The 14697-nt window shown below is 39.7% G+C and carries 28 protein-coding genes and 1 pseudogene; all 29 read right to left on the bottom strand.

Features of this window, described 5'->3' with window-relative positions; genetic code table 11:
* Window positions 1-172 precede the first annotated feature (172 nt).
* Window positions 173-664: pseudogene (gene rplQ, locus PKC55_RS12560) on the bottom strand (50S ribosomal protein L17); the annotation flags it as partial.
* An 8-nt stretch (window positions 665-672) separates the two neighbouring features.
* Window positions 673-1665, bottom strand: a complete 993-nt coding sequence (locus PKC55_RS12555) for a DNA-directed RNA polymerase subunit alpha (RefSeq protein WP_006841811.1) — start codon at window positions 1663-1665, stop codon at window positions 673-675.
* Window positions 1666-1673: 8 nt separating this feature from the next.
* Window positions 1674-2282 (bottom strand): 30S ribosomal protein S4, encoded by a 609-nt coding sequence (gene rpsD / locus PKC55_RS12550; RefSeq protein ID WP_006841810.1) that lies wholly within the window; start codon window positions 2280-2282, stop codon window positions 1674-1676.
* A 109-nt stretch (window positions 2283-2391) separates the two neighbouring features.
* Complete coding sequence (gene rpsK / locus PKC55_RS12545) at window positions 2392-2781, bottom strand: 30S ribosomal protein S11 (RefSeq protein ID WP_006841809.1); 390 nt, start codon at window positions 2779-2781, stop codon at window positions 2392-2394.
* Between the two features lie 10 nt (window positions 2782-2791).
* The gene (rpsM, locus tag PKC55_RS12540; protein WP_135105522.1) at window positions 2792-3172 is read right to left on the bottom strand and encodes a 30S ribosomal protein S13; all 381 of its coding nucleotides are present in this window, start codon (window positions 3170-3172) and stop codon (window positions 2792-2794) included.
* 33 nt (window positions 3173-3205) lie between these two features.
* The gene (gene ykgO, locus PKC55_RS12535; RefSeq protein ID WP_006841807.1) at window positions 3206-3322 is read right to left on the bottom strand and encodes a type B 50S ribosomal protein L36; all 117 of its coding nucleotides are present in this window, start codon (window positions 3320-3322) and stop codon (window positions 3206-3208) included.
* A 14-nt stretch (window positions 3323-3336) separates the two neighbouring features.
* Window positions 3337-3555: a translation initiation factor IF-1 gene (infA, locus tag PKC55_RS12530; RefSeq protein WP_006841806.1), complete on the bottom strand. Its 219-nt coding sequence runs from the start codon at window positions 3553-3555 to the stop codon at window positions 3337-3339.
* 18 nt (window positions 3556-3573) lie between these two features.
* Window positions 3574-4374 (bottom strand): type I methionyl aminopeptidase, encoded by an 801-nt coding sequence (map, locus tag PKC55_RS12525; RefSeq protein WP_283685422.1) that lies wholly within the window; start codon window positions 4372-4374, stop codon window positions 3574-3576.
* Between the two features lie 12 nt (window positions 4375-4386).
* Window positions 4387-5703 (bottom strand): preprotein translocase subunit SecY, encoded by a 1317-nt coding sequence (secY, locus tag PKC55_RS12520; RefSeq protein ID WP_135105520.1) that lies wholly within the window; start codon window positions 5701-5703, stop codon window positions 4387-4389.
* Between the two features lies 1 nt (window position 5704).
* Window positions 5705-6154: a 50S ribosomal protein L15 gene (rplO, locus tag PKC55_RS12515; RefSeq protein WP_135105519.1), complete on the bottom strand. Its 450-nt coding sequence runs from the start codon at window positions 6152-6154 to the stop codon at window positions 5705-5707.
* A gap of 31 nt (window positions 6155-6185) precedes the next feature.
* Complete coding sequence (gene rpmD / locus PKC55_RS12510) at window positions 6186-6362, bottom strand: 50S ribosomal protein L30 (protein WP_135105518.1); 177 nt, start codon at window positions 6360-6362, stop codon at window positions 6186-6188.
* Between the two features lie 20 nt (window positions 6363-6382).
* Window positions 6383-6901, bottom strand: a complete 519-nt coding sequence (rpsE, locus tag PKC55_RS12505) for a 30S ribosomal protein S5 (protein WP_006841801.1) — start codon at window positions 6899-6901, stop codon at window positions 6383-6385.
* A 5-nt stretch (window positions 6902-6906) separates the two neighbouring features.
* Window positions 6907-7251 carry a 50S ribosomal protein L18 gene (gene rplR, locus PKC55_RS12500; protein WP_135105517.1) on the bottom strand — a complete coding sequence of 115 codons (345 nt, stop codon included), beginning with the start codon at window positions 7249-7251 and terminating at the stop codon, window positions 6907-6909.
* Window positions 7252-7270: 19 nt separating this feature from the next.
* Complete coding sequence (gene rplF / locus PKC55_RS12495) at window positions 7271-7825, bottom strand: 50S ribosomal protein L6 (protein WP_135105516.1); 555 nt, start codon at window positions 7823-7825, stop codon at window positions 7271-7273.
* A gap of 22 nt (window positions 7826-7847) precedes the next feature.
* Window positions 7848-8243 carry a 30S ribosomal protein S8 gene (rpsH, locus tag PKC55_RS12490; protein WP_135105515.1) on the bottom strand — a complete coding sequence of 132 codons (396 nt, stop codon included), beginning with the start codon at window positions 8241-8243 and terminating at the stop codon, window positions 7848-7850.
* A 65-nt stretch (window positions 8244-8308) separates the two neighbouring features.
* Window positions 8309-8578: a 30S ribosomal protein S14 gene (gene rpsN, locus PKC55_RS12485; protein ID WP_135105514.1), complete on the bottom strand. Its 270-nt coding sequence runs from the start codon at window positions 8576-8578 to the stop codon at window positions 8309-8311.
* Between the two features lies 1 nt (window position 8579).
* On the bottom strand, window positions 8580-9143 hold the full coding sequence (gene rplE, locus PKC55_RS12480; RefSeq protein ID WP_006841796.1) for a 50S ribosomal protein L5: 564 nt from the start codon (window positions 9141-9143) through the stop codon (window positions 8580-8582).
* Window positions 9143-9460, bottom strand: a complete 318-nt coding sequence (gene rplX, locus PKC55_RS12475) for a 50S ribosomal protein L24 (protein WP_006841795.1) — start codon at window positions 9458-9460, stop codon at window positions 9143-9145. The genes rplE and rplX overlap by 1 nt, the downstream gene beginning before the upstream one ends.
* A gap of 20 nt (window positions 9461-9480) precedes the next feature.
* Window positions 9481-9846 (bottom strand): 50S ribosomal protein L14, encoded by a 366-nt coding sequence (gene rplN, locus PKC55_RS12470; protein WP_006800251.1) that lies wholly within the window; start codon window positions 9844-9846, stop codon window positions 9481-9483.
* Window positions 9847-9848: 2 nt separating this feature from the next.
* On the bottom strand, window positions 9849-10106 hold the full coding sequence (gene rpsQ / locus PKC55_RS12465) for a 30S ribosomal protein S17 (RefSeq protein WP_006800252.1): 258 nt from the start codon (window positions 10104-10106) through the stop codon (window positions 9849-9851).
* Window positions 10107-10112: 6 nt separating this feature from the next.
* Window positions 10113-10310, bottom strand: coding sequence for a 50S ribosomal protein L29 (gene rpmC, locus PKC55_RS12460; RefSeq protein WP_006800253.1), 198 nt, complete (start codon window positions 10308-10310; stop codon window positions 10113-10115).
* Between the two features lie 5 nt (window positions 10311-10315).
* A complete protein-coding gene (gene rplP, locus PKC55_RS12455) occupies window positions 10316-10747 on the bottom strand; it encodes a 50S ribosomal protein L16 (RefSeq protein WP_006800254.1) in 432 nt (143 codons plus the stop codon).
* Window positions 10748-10768: 21 nt separating this feature from the next.
* Complete coding sequence (rpsC, locus tag PKC55_RS12450) at window positions 10769-11521, bottom strand: 30S ribosomal protein S3 (protein WP_006841791.1); 753 nt, start codon at window positions 11519-11521, stop codon at window positions 10769-10771.
* Window positions 11522-11528: 7 nt separating this feature from the next.
* Entirely contained in the window at window positions 11529-11936 is a 408-nt protein-coding gene (rplV, locus tag PKC55_RS12445; protein ID WP_006841790.1) for a 50S ribosomal protein L22, read from the bottom strand.
* Window positions 11937-11978: 42 nt separating this feature from the next.
* Window positions 11979-12248 (bottom strand): 30S ribosomal protein S19, encoded by a 270-nt coding sequence (gene rpsS / locus PKC55_RS12440; RefSeq protein ID WP_006800257.1) that lies wholly within the window; start codon window positions 12246-12248, stop codon window positions 11979-11981.
* Between the two features lie 25 nt (window positions 12249-12273).
* The gene (rplB, locus tag PKC55_RS12435; RefSeq protein ID WP_324373230.1) at window positions 12274-13098 is read right to left on the bottom strand and encodes a 50S ribosomal protein L2; all 825 of its coding nucleotides are present in this window, start codon (window positions 13096-13098) and stop codon (window positions 12274-12276) included.
* 7 nt (window positions 13099-13105) lie between these two features.
* On the bottom strand, window positions 13106-13399 hold the full coding sequence (gene rplW, locus PKC55_RS12430; RefSeq protein ID WP_135105510.1) for a 50S ribosomal protein L23: 294 nt from the start codon (window positions 13397-13399) through the stop codon (window positions 13106-13108).
* 12 nt (window positions 13400-13411) lie between these two features.
* Entirely contained in the window at window positions 13412-14044 is a 633-nt protein-coding gene (rplD, locus tag PKC55_RS12425; protein ID WP_135105509.1) for a 50S ribosomal protein L4, read from the bottom strand.
* Window positions 14044-14664, bottom strand: a complete 621-nt coding sequence (gene rplC, locus PKC55_RS12420) for a 50S ribosomal protein L3 (RefSeq protein WP_135105508.1) — start codon at window positions 14662-14664, stop codon at window positions 14044-14046. The genes rplD and rplC overlap by 1 nt, the downstream gene beginning before the upstream one ends.
* Window positions 14665-14697 lie beyond the last annotated feature (33 nt).

Raw genomic sequence — 14697 nt, 5'->3', positions numbered from 1 at the left:
AAAAGTATCTGGGGTTCCAGATACTTTTTTTTATTTTATATAAAAGAGTAATTTCTTACTCTTCTTCTTTTTTAGGTTCTTCTGCAACCGGAGCTTCAGGCGCAGTAGCTTCTTCAACTACCGGCAAAGTTTCTGGTGCAACTTCCAAAGCTTCTTCAGCTTTTTCTACCTTTTCTGCTTTTTCAGCTTTCGCTTTTTTTGCAGTTTCTTTAGCTTCTACAGCAGGAGCATCATCCTCTTTTTTCTTCGAACGACGAGTTCTACCTTTAGATGCAGCTTTCTTCTCTTTCAACATGTTTTCGTTATAGTCTACTAATTCGATAAAACACATTGAAGCATTGTCACCTAAACGATTACCTGTCTTGATGATACGTGTATAACCTCCCGGACGGTCGGCTATCTTCTGCGAGATATTTTGGAACAGTTCTGTCACAGCAGCTTTGCTCTGAAGTTCCTGAAAAACCAAACGTCTCGATTGAGTTGTATCTTCTTTTGACTTAGTAATAATAGGCTCAACCACTTTTCTCAAAGCTTTCGCCTTTGCTACAGTCGTAAAGATGCGCTTATTAGGACTAAGTAACAAAGAAGTACACATATTGGATAACATCGCATTTCTGTGTGCACTTTTACGTCCTAAATGATTAATTTTTTTATTATGTCTCATGTCGCTTATTAATCTTTATCTAATTTATATTTAGAAATATCCATACCGAATGAAAGGCTCAGGCTATCCAATAACTCATCAAGCTCGGTAAGCGATTTTTTACCGAAGTTTCTGAATTTAAGAAGGTCATTCTTATTGAACTGAACCAATTCGCCAAGTGTTTCCACTTCTGCTGACTTCAGACAGTTAAGTGCACGAACCGAAAGGTTCATATCAGATAACTTAGTCTTAAGCAACTGGCGCATATGAAGGATTTCTTCATCAAACTCTTCGTTACCATCTACTTCGTTTTGTTCAAGAAGAATCTTTTCGTCAGAGAACAACATAAAGTGATGGATAAGGATTTTAGCTGCTTCTTTCAAAGCATCTTTTGGATGAATAGACCCGTCGGTTGCTATTTCTATTACTAATTTCTCATAGTCCGTTTTCTGCTCTACACGATAGTTTTCTATCGCATATTTTACATTACGGATGGGAGTATAAATAGAATCGATAGCTATAACATTAACATCGTCGGACAGACTACGATTTTCATCAGCAGGTACATACCCACGGCCTTTGTTAATATTCAATTCTATTTGGAAGCTTGCACTTTTGTCTAGGTGACAAATTACAAGATCAGGGTTTAATACTTCAAATCCTGACAGATGCTTCCCTATATCTCCAGCTTTGAATACTTCGGTACCTGAGACAGTAATACTTACCTTTTCTGTTTCAATCTCTTCTACGATTTGCTTGAATCGAACTTGTTTCAAGTTCAATATTATATTCGTTACATCTTCTATAACACCCGGTACGGTTGCAAATTCATGTTCGACACCGTCGATTTTTATAGAAGTGATAGCAAAACCTTCAAGAGATGAAAGCAGAATACGGCGTAAAGCATTACCAACGGTAATACCATATCCGGGTTCTAAGGGACGAAATTCGAATTTCCCGAAGAAATCGTCCGCTTCTAACATCAATACTTTATCCGGTTTTTGAAATGCTAATATAGCCATGAATTTAATTAATTTTTAGAATACAACTCTACGATCAACTGTTCTTTAATGTTTTCAGGGATATCCGCTCTTTCAGGAAGATGTAAGAATTTTCCTGTCATCGTAGCTTGATCCCACTCGATCCAAGGGTATTTGCTATGGTTAAAACCAGATAGTGCTTCGCCTACTACTTCAAGTGATTTTGATTTTTCGCGAACACCTACCAATTGGCCTGGTTTTAGTGAATATGAAGGAATATTTACCACAGATCCGTCTACTACAATATGACGGTGAGAAACAAGCTGACGTGCTGCTGCTCTTGTCGGAGCTATTCCTAGACGGAATACAACATTATCTAATCTTGATTCTAACATCTGAAGTAATACTTCCCCTGTGATTCCACGTGAAGCAAGAGCTCTGTCAAACATATTACGGAACTGTCTTTCGAGTACTCCGTATGTATATTTTGCTTTTTGCTTTTCACGTAATTGAATACCGTACTCGGACGATTTCTTTTTTCTTCCGTTACCATGTTGTCCCGGAGGATAGTTCTTTTTTGAGAGAACTTTATCAGGTCCGAATATTGGCTCTCCGAATTTACGGGCGATTTTTGATTTTGGTCCAGTATATCTTGCCATTTCTTTTCTAATTAATAATTGATGAAAGCTGAAATTGTGCAGCCGCGATTACAGAGAGGGTAAACTTGCAATCAAAATCACAATTTAAGTTCCAAATTTTAAATTTTGATTAAACTCTTCTGTGTTTTGGAGGACGACATCCATTATGAGGAAGTGGAGTAACGTCAACGATTTCTGTTACTTCTATTCCTGCTGCATGGATAGTACGGATAGCAGACTCACGTCCGTTGCCCGGTCCTTTTACGTATACTTTCACCTTTCTTAGTCCAAGGTCAAATGCTACTTTAGCACAATCCTGTGCTGCCATCTGAGCTGCGTAAGGAGTGTTCTTTTTTGAGCTTCTGAAACCCATCTTCCCTGCCGATGACCAGCTGATAACCTGCCCATCATTGTTTGTAAGCGATATAATGATATTGTTGAAAGAAGAATGCACATGAGCCTGGCCAATTGCATCCACCTTAACATTTCTCTTTTTCGCTGCGACTGTTTTTTTTGCCATATCAAATTAATTATTTTGTAGCTTTTTTCTTGTTAGCAACAGTTTTCTTTCTACCCTTACGTGTACGGGCATTGTTCTTAGTACTTTGACCTCTCAATGGTAAACCGATACGATGACGGATACCTCTGTAACAACCTATATCCATCAATCGCTTGATGTTTAGTTGTACTTCCGAACGCAAGTCTCCTTCTACTTTAAACTGAGCAGCGATGATTTCACGCACAGCTCCGGCCTGATCATCGTTCCAGTCTTTTACCTTGATATCTTTATCAATACCTGCTTCAGCAAGGATTTTGTTAGCAGAGCTACGTCCGATACCATAAATGTATGTCAAGGCAATCTCGCCTCTCTTATTTTGTGGTAAATCGACCCCAACTATTCTTATTGCCATATATTTTTTAGATTAATTTGCAAAATTAATAAATTATCCCTGACGTTGTTTGAACTTAGGATTTTTTTTGTTTATCACGTATAAGCGACCTTTTCTTCTGACAATCTTGCAGTCAGCAGTACGCTTCTTAATTGATGCTCTTACTTTCATATCTTATGTTTTTTTTATTTGTATCTGAATGAAATCCGTCCTTTTGTTAAATCATAAGGAGACATCTCTACACGTACCTTATCTCCGGGAAGTATTTTAATGTAATGCATACGCATCTTTCCTGAGATATGTGCTGTGATTTCGTGACCGTTTTCGAGTTCTACACGAAACATAGCGTTTGATAGTGCTTCAACTATAACTCCGTCTTGTTCTATTGCCGATTGTTTAGCCATAAATAAATAAAAGGTTTTTTAAATTGCGTTACTTCCTAAAACAGCTTCTACAAATTCAAATGTAGATAATATGTCTGCTTTTCCCTGACGAATAGCGACTGTGTGCTCAAAGTGAGCCGAAGGTTTACGGTCACGAGTTCTTATAGTCCACCCATCATTTTCGAAAACGACATTCTTGCTTCCCATATTAATCATCGGTTCTATGGCGATGCACATACCTTTTTTCAACAAAGGGCCTGTACCTCGTTTACCATAGTTAGGAACCTCGGGTGCTTCGTGCATCTTGCGACCTATACCATGTCCAACCAGTTCGCGAACGACCGAATAGCCACGTTTCTCGCAATATGTCTGCACAGCCTCACCGATATCTCCTATACGATTACCTTCTACAGCTTTTTCTATACCCAGATAAAGAGATTCTTTTGTTGTCCGCAACAAAGCTTTCACATCTTCCGCAACTTCTCCTACACAAAATGTATAGGCCGAATCGCCACAAAATCCGTTCTTCTCAGTACCGCAATCAACAGAGATCACATCTCCATCTTTAAGAATATAATCAGTAGGGAAACCGTGTACCACCTGATCGTTTACCGAAGCACATATAGCACCCGGAAAATCTACGGTTCCCGGAGCACCCTTGTATCCTAAGAAAGAAGGGATTGCTCCGTGATCGTATATAAATTCTTTAGCAATTTTATCTAACTGAGCAGGAGTTACCCCCGGCTTAATATGTTTAGCTACCTCGCCCAGGGTCATACCCACCAGGCGGTTAGCTTCACGCATCAATTCAATTTCTTCGTCTGTTTTCAGGAATATCATTTATAAACCTCCTTAATAAGCTGCGATCGAACCCGAACGTCCTTTGATTCTACCAGATTTCAATAAGCCATCGTAATGTCTCATCAATAGGTGGCTCTCAATTTGTTGCAGTGTATCCAAAACAACTCCCACAAGAATCAGCAACGATGTTCCCCCAAAGAATTGAGAAAACTCACGGCTTACTCCAAAAGTACTTGCAAATGCAGGCATGATAGCAACCAACGCCAAGAATAATGATCCCGGGAATGTTATACGGGACATTATCGAGTCGATATAGTCTGCTGTCTTTTTGCCCGGTTTGATACCCGGAATGAAACCATTGTTGCGCTTCAGTTCATCTGCCATCTGCACCGGATTGATGGTAACAGCAGTATAGAACCATGTGAAAGCAATAATAAGTACGGCAAGTACAACATTGTATACTACACTTGTATGATCGGTAAAAGACCCTAGAAAACCTGTTTTATCGGTAGAGAATCCTGCAAACATAACAGGCACCATCATTATTGCCTGAGCAAAGATGATAGGCATTACGTTCGCTGCATTTACCTTAAGTGGAATATACTGACGAGCTCCGCCATATTGTTTGTTACCCACTACTCTCTTAGCATATTGAACCGGTATACGGCGAGTACCTTGTACCAGTAATATTGCTCCGCAAACAACCAGTAACAAAAATACTATTTCTGCCAAAAACATAACCAATCCTCCCGCAGGGTTGCTCAATCGTGAAGTAAATTCACCGATCAGCGCATGAGGAAGACGTGATATGATACCCACAAGGATAATGAAAGAAACACCATTACCTATACCTTTATCTGTGATACGCTCTCCTAACCATAGAACAAACATACTACCTCCCGCAAGGATAATTGTAGAAGGAATAAGAAAATCCCATGAAGAAGGGGCTGCAGGTCCTAACGCTCCCAACAGGTATGCAGGTCCTTGGAATACAAGGATTGCCACTGTCAGATAACGTGTATATTGGTTCATCTTGGTACGTCCGCTTTCGCCTTCTCTCTGCAACTTTTGGAAATATGGTATCGCGATACCCAACAATTGGATAACGATTGATGCCGAGATATAAGGCATGATACCTAATGCAAAGATCGACGCATTGGCAAATGCACCTCCCGAGAACATATCCAATATTCCGAGCAAACCTCCGGCAGTCATCGAATGCAAGTTTGCAAGCTGCTGAGGATCTACTCCGGGAAGGATGATGTGAACTCCGAAGCGATAGATCACTACGAAAAAGAAGGTGATGAGGAGCCTTTTTCTAAGGTCCTCAATCTTCCATATATTTTCCAGTGTTTTTACCAATCCCATCTTACTTCAGTTTTGTTACTGTTCCACCTATAGCCTCAATAGCTGCTTCTGCTGACTTAGAGAAGGCATGTGCTTCTACATCAACTTTAGCTGTAAGGGCTCCGTTTCCAAGTATCTTTACTAATTGATTACCTGATAGGAAACCGGCTTCGATCAATGTTTGAACATCGATCTTAGTAAGTTTCTTAGCATCAGCTAAACGTTGTAAAACATCCAGGTTGATAGCTTTGTATTCAACACGGTTAATGTTTTTGAAACCGAATTTAGGCAAACGACGTTGAATCGGCATCTGACCTCCTTCGAATCCAAACTTTCTGGAATAACCTGATCTGGACTTAGCTCCTTTATGACCTCTTGTGGAAGTACCACCTAAACCAGATCCGGTACCACGTCCGATTCTCTTTCCGGTTTTAGTTGATCCTTCAGCAGGTCTCATATTTGATAAACTCATATTTTATATTTTTTTATCTTACTAAACTAAATTACTCGACAACAGAAACCAGATGGCTCACCTTGTTGATCATACCTCTGATAGACGGTGTGTCTTCATGCTCTACAACACGATTCAACTTTCTAAGACCCAAAGCGTCTAATGTCATCTTTTGGTCTTTAGGACATTTGATTCTGCTCTTTACTTGTTTAATTTTAATTTTTGCCATAATAGTTTTTTCTTTGCAAATTAACCTTTAAACACTTTTTCCATAGAAATACCTCTATTCTGAGCTACAGTGTAAGCATCTCTCAATTCGCCCAAAGCTTCGATAGTAGCCTTCACAAGGTTGTGAGGGTTAGACGAACCTTTCGACTTAGCCAATACATCTGTTACTCCTACACTCTCAAGTACGGCACGCATCGCACCCCCTGCCTTAACCCCTGTACCGGGAGCAGCAGGACGAAGCATAACTTCAGATCCACCGAAACGAGCGATTTGCTCGTGAGGAACTGTTCCTTTAAGAATTGGAACTTTGATAAGGTTTTTCTTTGCAGCTTCAACTCCTTTAGCAATGGCTGTAGTTACTTCACCCGCTTTACCTAGGCCCCAGCCTACGATACCATCTTCATTACCAACAACTACGATAGCGGCAAAGCTGAATGTACGACCTCCCTTTGTTACTTTAGTAACACGGTTGATAGCTACTAGTCTATCTTTTAGCTCGATGTCGTTTGTCGATTTTACTCTATTGTTAACTCCTGCCATTTCTATTAAAATTTAAGTCCACCGTTACGGGCAGCATCTGCCAATTCTTTAATTCTACCATGATACAGGTAACCGTTACGGTCGAATACCACAGTTGTAATACCAGCTTCCTGAGCACTTTTAGCGATAAGTTCACCAACTTTAGCAGCTATTTCTTTTTTAGGAGCTTTCTCTGATATTTTCAGAGAAGATGCTGCCGCCAAAGTTTTACCTGTCAAATCGTCGATAACTTGCGCATAAATTTGCTTGTTGCTTCTGAATACAGTCAGGCGTGGACGTTCACTTGTTCCGTGGATCTTGCCACGTACACGCATCTTTATTTTATTTCTTCTTTCTGTCTTTGTTACCATGATTACTACAGTTTATGAATTATTTACCTGCGGCCTTACCTGACTTGCGACGGATAACCTCACCAACAAAGCGTATACCTTTACCTTTGTAAGGTTCCGGTTTACGGAATGAGCGGATTTTTGCACAAATCTGACCAATCAGCTGTTTATCACAAGATTCTAGTATAATTAGAGGGTTTTTGTTTCTCTCCGATTTAGTTTCCAGTTTCACTTCAGGAGGCAACATCATGTGGATGTTGTGTGTAAATCCTAAAGATAATTCCAAAAGCTGATCTGCATTTGATGCACGATAACCAACCCCTACTAATTCCAACTCTTTGCGATATCCTTCAGAAACGCCAATAACCATGTTGTTAATCAATGATCTGTAAAGACCATGTAACGCACGATGAATTCTATCATCAGAAGGACGTGTCACAGACAACAATCCGTCTTCAACAGAGACTTTGATATCAGAATTAATTTCTTGCGATAGTTCCCCTTTAGGTCCTTTTACTGTAATTACGTTATCCTTGCCAACAGTAACTGTTACTCCGGCCGGAAGATTTACGGGTAATTTTCCTATTCTTGACATAACTTTCTATCCTCCCTCTTAATTAATAAACATAACACATTACTTCGCCACCAACTTTCAGTTCGCGAGCTTCCTTGTCTGTCATCACTCCTTTAGAGGTAGATACTACAGCTATACCGAGTCCGTTAAGGACACGAGGCATTTCTTTATACCCTACGTATTTACGTAGACCTGGAGACGATACGCGGATTAATTTCTTAATCGCGTTTACTTTATTTACCGGATCATACTTCAAGGCAATCTTAATTGAACCTTGAGGACCCTCGTCTACAAACTTATAATTAAGGATGTAGCCCTTTTCCATGAGAATTTTTGTAATTTCTCTCTTCAAATTTGACGCCGGAATTTCTACAACTCTGTGTCCAGCCATGATAGCGTTTCTAACACGCGTCAAATAATCTGCTATTGGATCTGTCATGTTTAAATTGATTTAAATTAATTCCGCAACCGGAACAATATTTAATTCTATACTAAAATAATTTCTTACCAACTTGCTTTTTTAACTCCCGGTATTAACCCCTTAGAAGCCATTTCCCTAAATTGGATACGGGAAATTCCAAACTGGCGAATATACCCTTTTGGACGACCTGTAAGGCTGCAACGATTGTGCAGACGTACAGGTGAAGCATTCTTAGGTAGAGCTTGTAGCGCTTCGTAATCGCCATCGGCTTTCAACTGCGCTCTTTTAGCTGCAAATTTAGCAACCAGTTTAGCTCTTTTTACCTCGCGAGCTTTCATTGATTCTTTTGCCATCTTATATCAATTCTTTTTTTGCGTTTTTAAATGGTAATCCGAACTCTCTAAGTAAAGCATAACCTTCTTCATCTGTTTTTGCAGAAGTTACAAAGGTAATATTCATTCCCAAAATACGGCTAATGTTGTCGATATTAATTTCCGGGAAGATAATTTGCTCTTCGATACCTAGTGTATAGTTTCCACGTCCGTCAAGCTTACTTTCGATACCTTTAAAGTCACGAATACGAGGAAGTGCTACACGTACAAGTCTTTCAAGGAATTCATACATCTTTTCGTTACGCAATGTTACCATTACGCCAATCGGCATCTTACGACGCAACTTAAAGTTAGAGATATCCTTTTTAGAGTATGTCGCAACAGCTTTTTGACCTGTGATGGTTGAGATTTCGTTAACTGCTGTTTCGATAATTTTCTTATCTGCAACTGCAAGACCAAGACCTTGGTTGATAACTATTTTCTTCAACACAGGCACCTGCATTGTTGACTTATAACCGAATTCTGTCATCAAAGAAGCAACAATACGGTCTTTATATTCAGTCTTAAGAGTTGTTGTATTGCTCATTATTTAATTTCCTCCCCTGATTTTTTAGCGTAACGTACTAGCTTACCATCTACTTCTTTACGGCCCACACGTGTAGGTTTTCCTGTTTTAGGGTCTACTACGTTCAGGTTAGAGATATGGATAGCAGCTTCTTTCTTTTCAATTCCTCCTTGAGGACTTTTAGCATTAGGCTTAGTATGTTTCGATACCATGTTAAGGCCTTCTACGATAGCGCGTTGTTTTTCTACAAAGACTCTCAACACACGACCGGTTTTTCCTTTATCGACACCAGTATTCACATAAACTATATCGCCTTTTTTGATATGTAATTTACTCATTGCTTTTTTAGTTTTATGGATTATAGTACCTCTGGTGCCAACGAAACGATTTTCATATTAGTTGCGCGAAGTTCACGGGCAACTGGTCCGAAAATACGGCTTCCTCTGATTTCACCTGCTGCGTTTAGCAATACACAAGCATTGTCATCGAAACGGATATAAGAACCGTCTACACGGCGGATTTCTTTTTTAGTACGCACGATGATAGCTTTTGTTACAGCACCTTTCTTAATATCACTCGAAGGGATTACATTCTTGATAGCAACCACAATCACATCCCCTACAGACGCATAACGTCTTCTTGTACCGCCTAATACGCGGATACATAAGCATTCTCTAGCTCCACTGTTATCAGTAACTACTAGTCTTGATTCTTGTTGTATCATAATTATTTAGCCCTTTCGATTATTTCGATTAATCTCCATCTTTTAGTTTTACTCAACGGACGAGTTTCCATAATGCGTACTGTGTCGCCGATGTTACACTCGTTCTTTTCGTCGTGAGCATGATATTTCTTCGTTTTGTTAACGAATTTTCCATAAATAGGGTGTTTTTCTTTCCATTTTACAGCTACTGTGATGGTTTTGTCCATCTTGTTGCTGAAAACGACCCCGAATCTTTCTTTTCTTAAATTTCTCGTTTCCATCAGCTCTTATTTATTTTTTAGTTCTCTGTGGCGGATCTCTGTTAAGAAACGTGCGATATCGCGACGCTTTTCTTTAATCTTAGTCGGAGCATCCAATGGAGATACACTGTGGTTTAACACCAATTGGTTTAATGCTATTTTTTCAGCATCTAATCTTTCTTTCAATTCTTTGTCCGAAAGTTCTCTTACTTCTGCAATTTTCATACTTCTTAAGCGTTTTGAGTTAAGTCATAATCTCTGCGAACTATAAATTTAGTAGTCACAGGAAGCTTTTGTGCTGCAAGGCGCAATGCTTCTTTTGCCACATCATAAGATACTCCTTCGATTTCGAATAGTATTCTACCAGGTGTAACCGGTGCAACGAACCCTTCAGGAGATCCCTTACCTTTACCCATGCGGACTTCGGCAGGTTTCTTAGTGATTGGTTTGTCAGGGAAAATTCTAACCCAAACTTGTCCTTGACGCTGCATGTAACGAGTTACTGCAATACGGGCCGCTTCTATCTGGCGCCCTGTGATCCATTTGTTCTCCAGGGTTTTGATGCCAAACGAACCGAAAGCCAGTTCATGCCCTCTCTGAGCATTACCTTTCATACGACCTTTTTGCTGTCTTCTGAATTTTGTTTTCTTCGGTTGTAACATTTTACTTCAAACGTTTTTTAATTACTTTCTCTTATTTCTCTTGAAACCTTTTCCTTGGTCACCTCTGTCGTTGCGACGGTTGTCTCCACCTCTGTTACCAGAGTGTCCACCATCTTTGGCTGCTGTGAATGAAGGAGCAAGGTCTTTCTTACCGTAAACTTCTCCACGGCAAATCCATACTTTAATACCAATCAAACCAACTTTTGTTAGGGCTTCGGCATGTGCATAATCAATATCGGCACGGAATGTATGAAGTGGTGTACGTCCTTCTTTGTACATTTCGGAACGAGCCATTTCTGCACCATTCAGACGACCTGATATTTGAATTTTGATACCTTCTGCACCCATTCTCATTGTTGAAGCAATTGCCATTTTTATAGCACGACGGTAAGCGATTTTACCTTCTACCTGACGGGCTACATTGTTGGCAACGATAACTGCGTCCAACTCTGGTTTTTTGATTTCAAAAATGTTGATTTGGATATCTTTATCTGTAATCTTCTTCAACTCTTCTTTCAGCTTATCTACTTCTTGTCCGCCTTTACCGATGATGATACCCGGACGAGCTGTACAAACTGTGATAGTTACAAGTTTCAAAGTTCTTTCGATAACGATGCGAGATACACTAGCTTTAGCCAGACGGGCATTCAGATATTTACGGATTTTGCTGTCTTCCAACAAAGTATTTCCATATCTTTTGCCTCCATACCAATTAGAATCCCATCCACGGATGATACCTAAACGATTTGCTATTGGATTAACTTTTTGTCCCATCTGCTAATTAATTTTGATTTTCTTTATTAAGTGTATCTACGTGAAGGGTCACATGATTTGAACGTTTACGTATTCTGTAACCTCTTCCCTGCGGAGCTGGACGCATTCTTTTCAGCATGGCTCCACCATCTACGTTTACCAATGATACATACAACTCTCCACTTTCTGCTTTACGCTCATTTTTTGCTTCCCAGTTGGCGATAGCAGAGCGTAACAATTTTTCTATTCTTGCAGCAGCTTCTTTATTTGAGTATTTCAATACACCAAGAGCCCTAAATGCTTCCATTCCACGTATCATGTCGACAACAAGGCGCATTTTGCGTGGAGAAGTAGGAACATCATTCAGCTTGGCGAAAGCAATAGTCTTTTTAGCTTCTTTTCTTGCTTCAGCTACTATATGTTTTCTTTTACCCATTTTAATGTTTACTTTTTATTAATTTACTGGCTTCTGCTCCAATTATTTTTTCTTATTACCTCCGTGTCCACGGAATGTACGTGTAAGAGAGAATTCTCCTAACTTGTGTCCTACCATGTTTTCTGTCACATATACAGGAATAAATTTATTTCCGTTGTGAACAGCAATAGTATGACCTACAAAGTCGGGAGATATCATTGAAGCTCTTGCCCATGTCTTAACCACAGCTTTCTTACCTGACTCATTCATGGCCAAGACTTTTTTCTCAAGCTTAACATTAATATACGGGCCTTTTTTTAACGAACGACTCATAATTTTTTATTGATTAATCAGGTTATTATTTTTTTCTTCTTTCGATTATGTACTTAGAAGAATGTTTCTTAGGAGCTCTAGTTTTGAGACCCTTAGCGTACAATCCTTTACGTGAACGTGGGTGACCTCCTGAAGCACGACCTTCACCACCACCCATTGGGTGATCGACAGGATTCATTACTACACCTCGGTTGTGAGGACGGCGGCCAAGCCAACGAGAACGACCGGCTTTACCTGATTTCTCTAGTCCGTGATCTGAGTTTCCTACGCTACCGATAGTAGCTTTGCATGTTGCAAGGATCTTACGTGTTTCGCCTGAAGGCATTCTTATGATTGCGTAGTTTCCTTCGCGAGAAGTTAACTGTGCAAAAGCACCTGCCGAACGAACCATTTTAGCTCCCTGACCAGGACGAAGTTCGATATTATGAACAACTGTACCGATTGGAATTTTTGCCAAAGGCAATGCATTACCAACCTCAGGAGCAGCATCAGCTCCGGATACCACTGTTTGACCTACTTCCAAACCTTCTGGCGCTAAGATATAAGTTTTAGCTCCGTCTACATAATACAACAAAGCGATACGAGCCGAACGGTTCGGATCATATTCGATTGTTTTTACAGTGGCTGGAATTCCGTCTTTCGTTCTCTTGAAGTCTATGAGCCTGAATTTTCTCTTATGACCGCCGCCGAGATAACGCATAGTCATCTTACCGGTATTGTTACGGCCACCAGACGCTTTTTTACCGACTACAAGGGATTTTTCTGGTACACTTGCAGTGATTTCTTCGAATGTACCAATAATTTTGTGTCTCTGCCCCGGTGTTGTGGGCTTTAATTTACGTACTGCCATTTTTTATTTAGATATTACTAAAAAAGTCTATACTTTCACCTTCTTTCAGGGTGATTATTGCTTTCTTGAATGCAGGAGTTTTACCTTTTATCACACCAGCTTTTGTGTAACGGCTTTTTAGCTTTCCGGAGTAGTTAATTGTATTTACAGACTTAACTGTTACGCCATAAAGCTCTTCTACTGCGTTCTTAATCTCCACTTTGTTTGCACCTGGAGCAACACGAAAACCGTAACGATTCGGAAACTTTTCTGAAATCGCGGTTTGCTTTTCTGTTAAAATTGGTTTTATCAAAATTCCCATAGTATTCTCTCCTTATGCTTTTAATAAAAGATTATCTATAATAGCAACCGAAGACTCAGCCAATACTAGACTTGTACAGTTAAGTATTGAGTAAGTATTTAAATCAGAAGCTTTTACAACTTTTACTCTTTCTAAATTACGAGCCGACAAATATACATTTTTATTTTGGTCTGGCAAAACTAGAAGTATCTTTTTATCAGCCACTTGCAAATTTTTAGCCAATGCTACAAAATCCTTAGTTTTTGGAGAGTCGAAAGACAAGTCTTCAACTACCAATATTTGATTTTCTTTTGCTTTAGCAGCAAGGGCAGATTTACGAGCAAGTACTCTTACTTTTTTGTTCAATTTGAAGCCATAGTCTCTTGGTTTTGGACCAAATACACGTGCTCCACCAACCAATACAGGTGAATTGATATCACCACGGCGAGCACCACCTCCACCTTTCTGACGGATCAACTTACGTGTACTTCCCGACATCTCACTTCTTTCTTTAGTCTTGTGAGTACCTTGACGTTGATTCGCAAGATATAGCTTCACGTCCAACCAAAGAACATGATCGTTAGGCTCAATTGCATAAATAGCATCGTTCAACGCTACTTTTTTACCGGTTTCTTTACCGTTTTTATCTAATACACTCAGTTCCATTATCTTTCTATTCTAACGATTGAACCTTTACTTCCCGGTACTGAACCTTTTATTAACAAAAGATTATGTTCCGGAATTATTTTAATAATCACAAGGTTTTGAACAGTAACTTGTTTGTTACCCATCTGACCACCCATTCTTGTTCCTTTAAACACCTTTGCAGGGTACGAACAAGCTCCGATAGAACCCGGAGCACGAAGACGGTTATGTTGTCCTAGAGTAGCTTCTCCTACCCCACGGAAACCATGGCGTTTAACAACCCCTTGGAAACCTTTACCTTTCGACACTCCAGTTACGTCAATAAAAGGGTCGTCCATTGAGAACATTCCGTCTACTGTAATAACGTCTCCTAGATTGTATTTCTCTTCATACTTGAACTCGGCCAAGTGTCTTTGAGGTGCAACCCCGGCTTTCTTGAAATGTCCGATTTCGGGCTTGCTGGTATGTTTGTCTTTCTTTTCAACAAAGCCTACCTGTACAGCCTCGTAACCATCTTTTTCAGATGTTTTAACCTGAGTAACAACACAAGGACCCACTTCGACAACAGTGCATGGAATATTTTTTCCCTCGGCACTGAATACGGATGTCATTCCGATTTTCTTTCCTAATAATCCTGGCATTTCTCTAAATTATTTATTTAAACTAATATAAAT

This window comes from Dysgonomonas sp. (assembly GCF_035323175.1).
Classification (GTDB): domain Bacteria; phylum Bacteroidota; class Bacteroidia; order Bacteroidales; family Dysgonomonadaceae; genus Dysgonomonas.
Note: the sequence above shows the minus strand (reverse complement) of the source record. Positions and strands in the feature narration are given on the sequence as shown.

Bases quoted from the DNA above. Each gene is read 5' to 3' on its own strand.
- PKC55_RS12555 (WP_006841811.1), bottom strand. From the start codon at position 1,665: ATGGCTATATTAGCATTTCAAAAACCGGATAAAGTATTGATGTTAGAA.
- rpsD (WP_006841810.1), bottom strand. From the start codon at position 2,282: ATGGCAAGATATACTGGACCAAAATCAAAAATCGCCCGTAAATTCGGA.
- rpsK (WP_006841809.1), bottom strand. From the start codon at position 2,781: ATGGCAAAAAAAACAGTCGCAGCGAAAAAGAGAAATGTTAAGGTGGAT.
- rpsM (WP_135105522.1), bottom strand. From the start codon at position 3,172: ATGGCAATAAGAATAGTTGGGGTCGATTTACCACAAAATAAGAGAGGC.
- ykgO (WP_006841807.1), bottom strand. From the start codon at position 3,322: ATGAAAGTAAGAGCATCAATTAAGAAGCGTACTGCTGACTGCAAGATT.
- infA (WP_006841806.1), bottom strand. From the start codon at position 3,555: ATGGCTAAACAATCGGCAATAGAACAAGACGGAGTTATAGTTGAAGCA.
- map (WP_283685422.1), bottom strand. From the start codon at position 4,374: ATGATATTCCTGAAAACAGACGAAGAAATTGAATTGATGCGTGAAGCT.
- secY (WP_135105520.1), bottom strand. From the start codon at position 5,703: ATGGGATTGGTAAAAACACTGGAAAATATATGGAAGATTGAGGACCTT.
- rplO (WP_135105519.1), bottom strand. From the start codon at position 6,154: ATGAGTTTATCAAATATGAGACCTGCTGAAGGATCAACTAAAACCGGA.
- rpmD (WP_135105518.1), bottom strand. From the start codon at position 6,362: ATGGCAAAAATTAAAATTAAACAAGTAAAGAGCAGAATCAAATGTCCT.
- rpsE (WP_006841801.1), bottom strand. From the start codon at position 6,901: ATGGCAGGAGTTAACAATAGAGTAAAATCGACAAACGACATCGAGCTA.
- rplR (WP_135105517.1), bottom strand. From the start codon at position 7,251: ATGGTAACAAAGACAGAAAGAAGAAATAAAATAAAGATGCGTGTACGT.
- rplF (WP_135105516.1), bottom strand. From the start codon at position 7,825: ATGTCAAGAATAGGAAAATTACCCGTAAATCTTCCGGCCGGAGTAACA.
- rpsH (WP_135105515.1), bottom strand. From the start codon at position 8,243: ATGACAGATCCAATAGCAGATTATTTGACGCGTGTTAGAAACGCTATC.
- rpsN (WP_135105514.1), bottom strand. From the start codon at position 8,578: ATGGCAAAAGAATCAATGAAAGCTCGCGAGGTAAAAAGAGCTAAACTG.
- rplE (WP_006841796.1), bottom strand. From the start codon at position 9,143: ATGAGCAATACAACAACTCTTAAGACTGAATATAAAGACCGTATTGTT.
- rplX (WP_006841795.1), bottom strand. From the start codon at position 9,460: ATGAGTAAATTACATATCAAAAAAGGCGATATAGTTTATGTGAATACT.
- rplN (WP_006800251.1), bottom strand. From the start codon at position 9,846: ATGATACAACAAGAATCAAGACTAGTAGTTACTGATAACAGTGGAGCT.
- rpsQ (WP_006800252.1), bottom strand. From the start codon at position 10,106: ATGGAAACGAGAAATTTAAGAAAAGAAAGATTCGGGGTCGTTTTCAGC.
- rpmC (WP_006800253.1), bottom strand. From the start codon at position 10,310: ATGAAAATTGCAGAAGTAAGAGAACTTTCGGACAAAGAATTGAAAGAA.
- rplP (WP_006800254.1), bottom strand. From the start codon at position 10,747: ATGTTACAACCGAAGAAAACAAAATTCAGAAGACAGCAAAAAGGTCGT.
- rpsC (WP_006841791.1), bottom strand. From the start codon at position 11,521: ATGGGACAAAAAGTTAATCCAATAGCAAATCGTTTAGGTATCATCCGT.
- rplV (WP_006841790.1), bottom strand. From the start codon at position 11,936: ATGGGTAAAAGAAAACATATAGTAGCTGAAGCAAGAAAAGAAGCTAAA.
- rpsS (WP_006800257.1), bottom strand. From the start codon at position 12,248: ATGAGTCGTTCGTTAAAAAAAGGCCCGTATATTAATGTTAAGCTTGAG.
- rplB (WP_324373230.1), bottom strand. From the start codon at position 13,098: ATGGCAGTACGTAAATTAAAGCCCACAACACCGGGGCAGAGACACAAA.
- rplW (WP_135105510.1), bottom strand. From the start codon at position 13,399: ATGGGAATTTTGATAAAACCAATTTTAACAGAAAAGCAAACCGCGATT.
- rplD (WP_135105509.1), bottom strand. From the start codon at position 14,044: ATGGAACTGAGTGTATTAGATAAAAACGGTAAAGAAACCGGTAAAAAA.
- rplC (WP_135105508.1), bottom strand. From the start codon at position 14,664: ATGCCAGGATTATTAGGAAAGAAAATCGGAATGACATCCGTATTCAGT.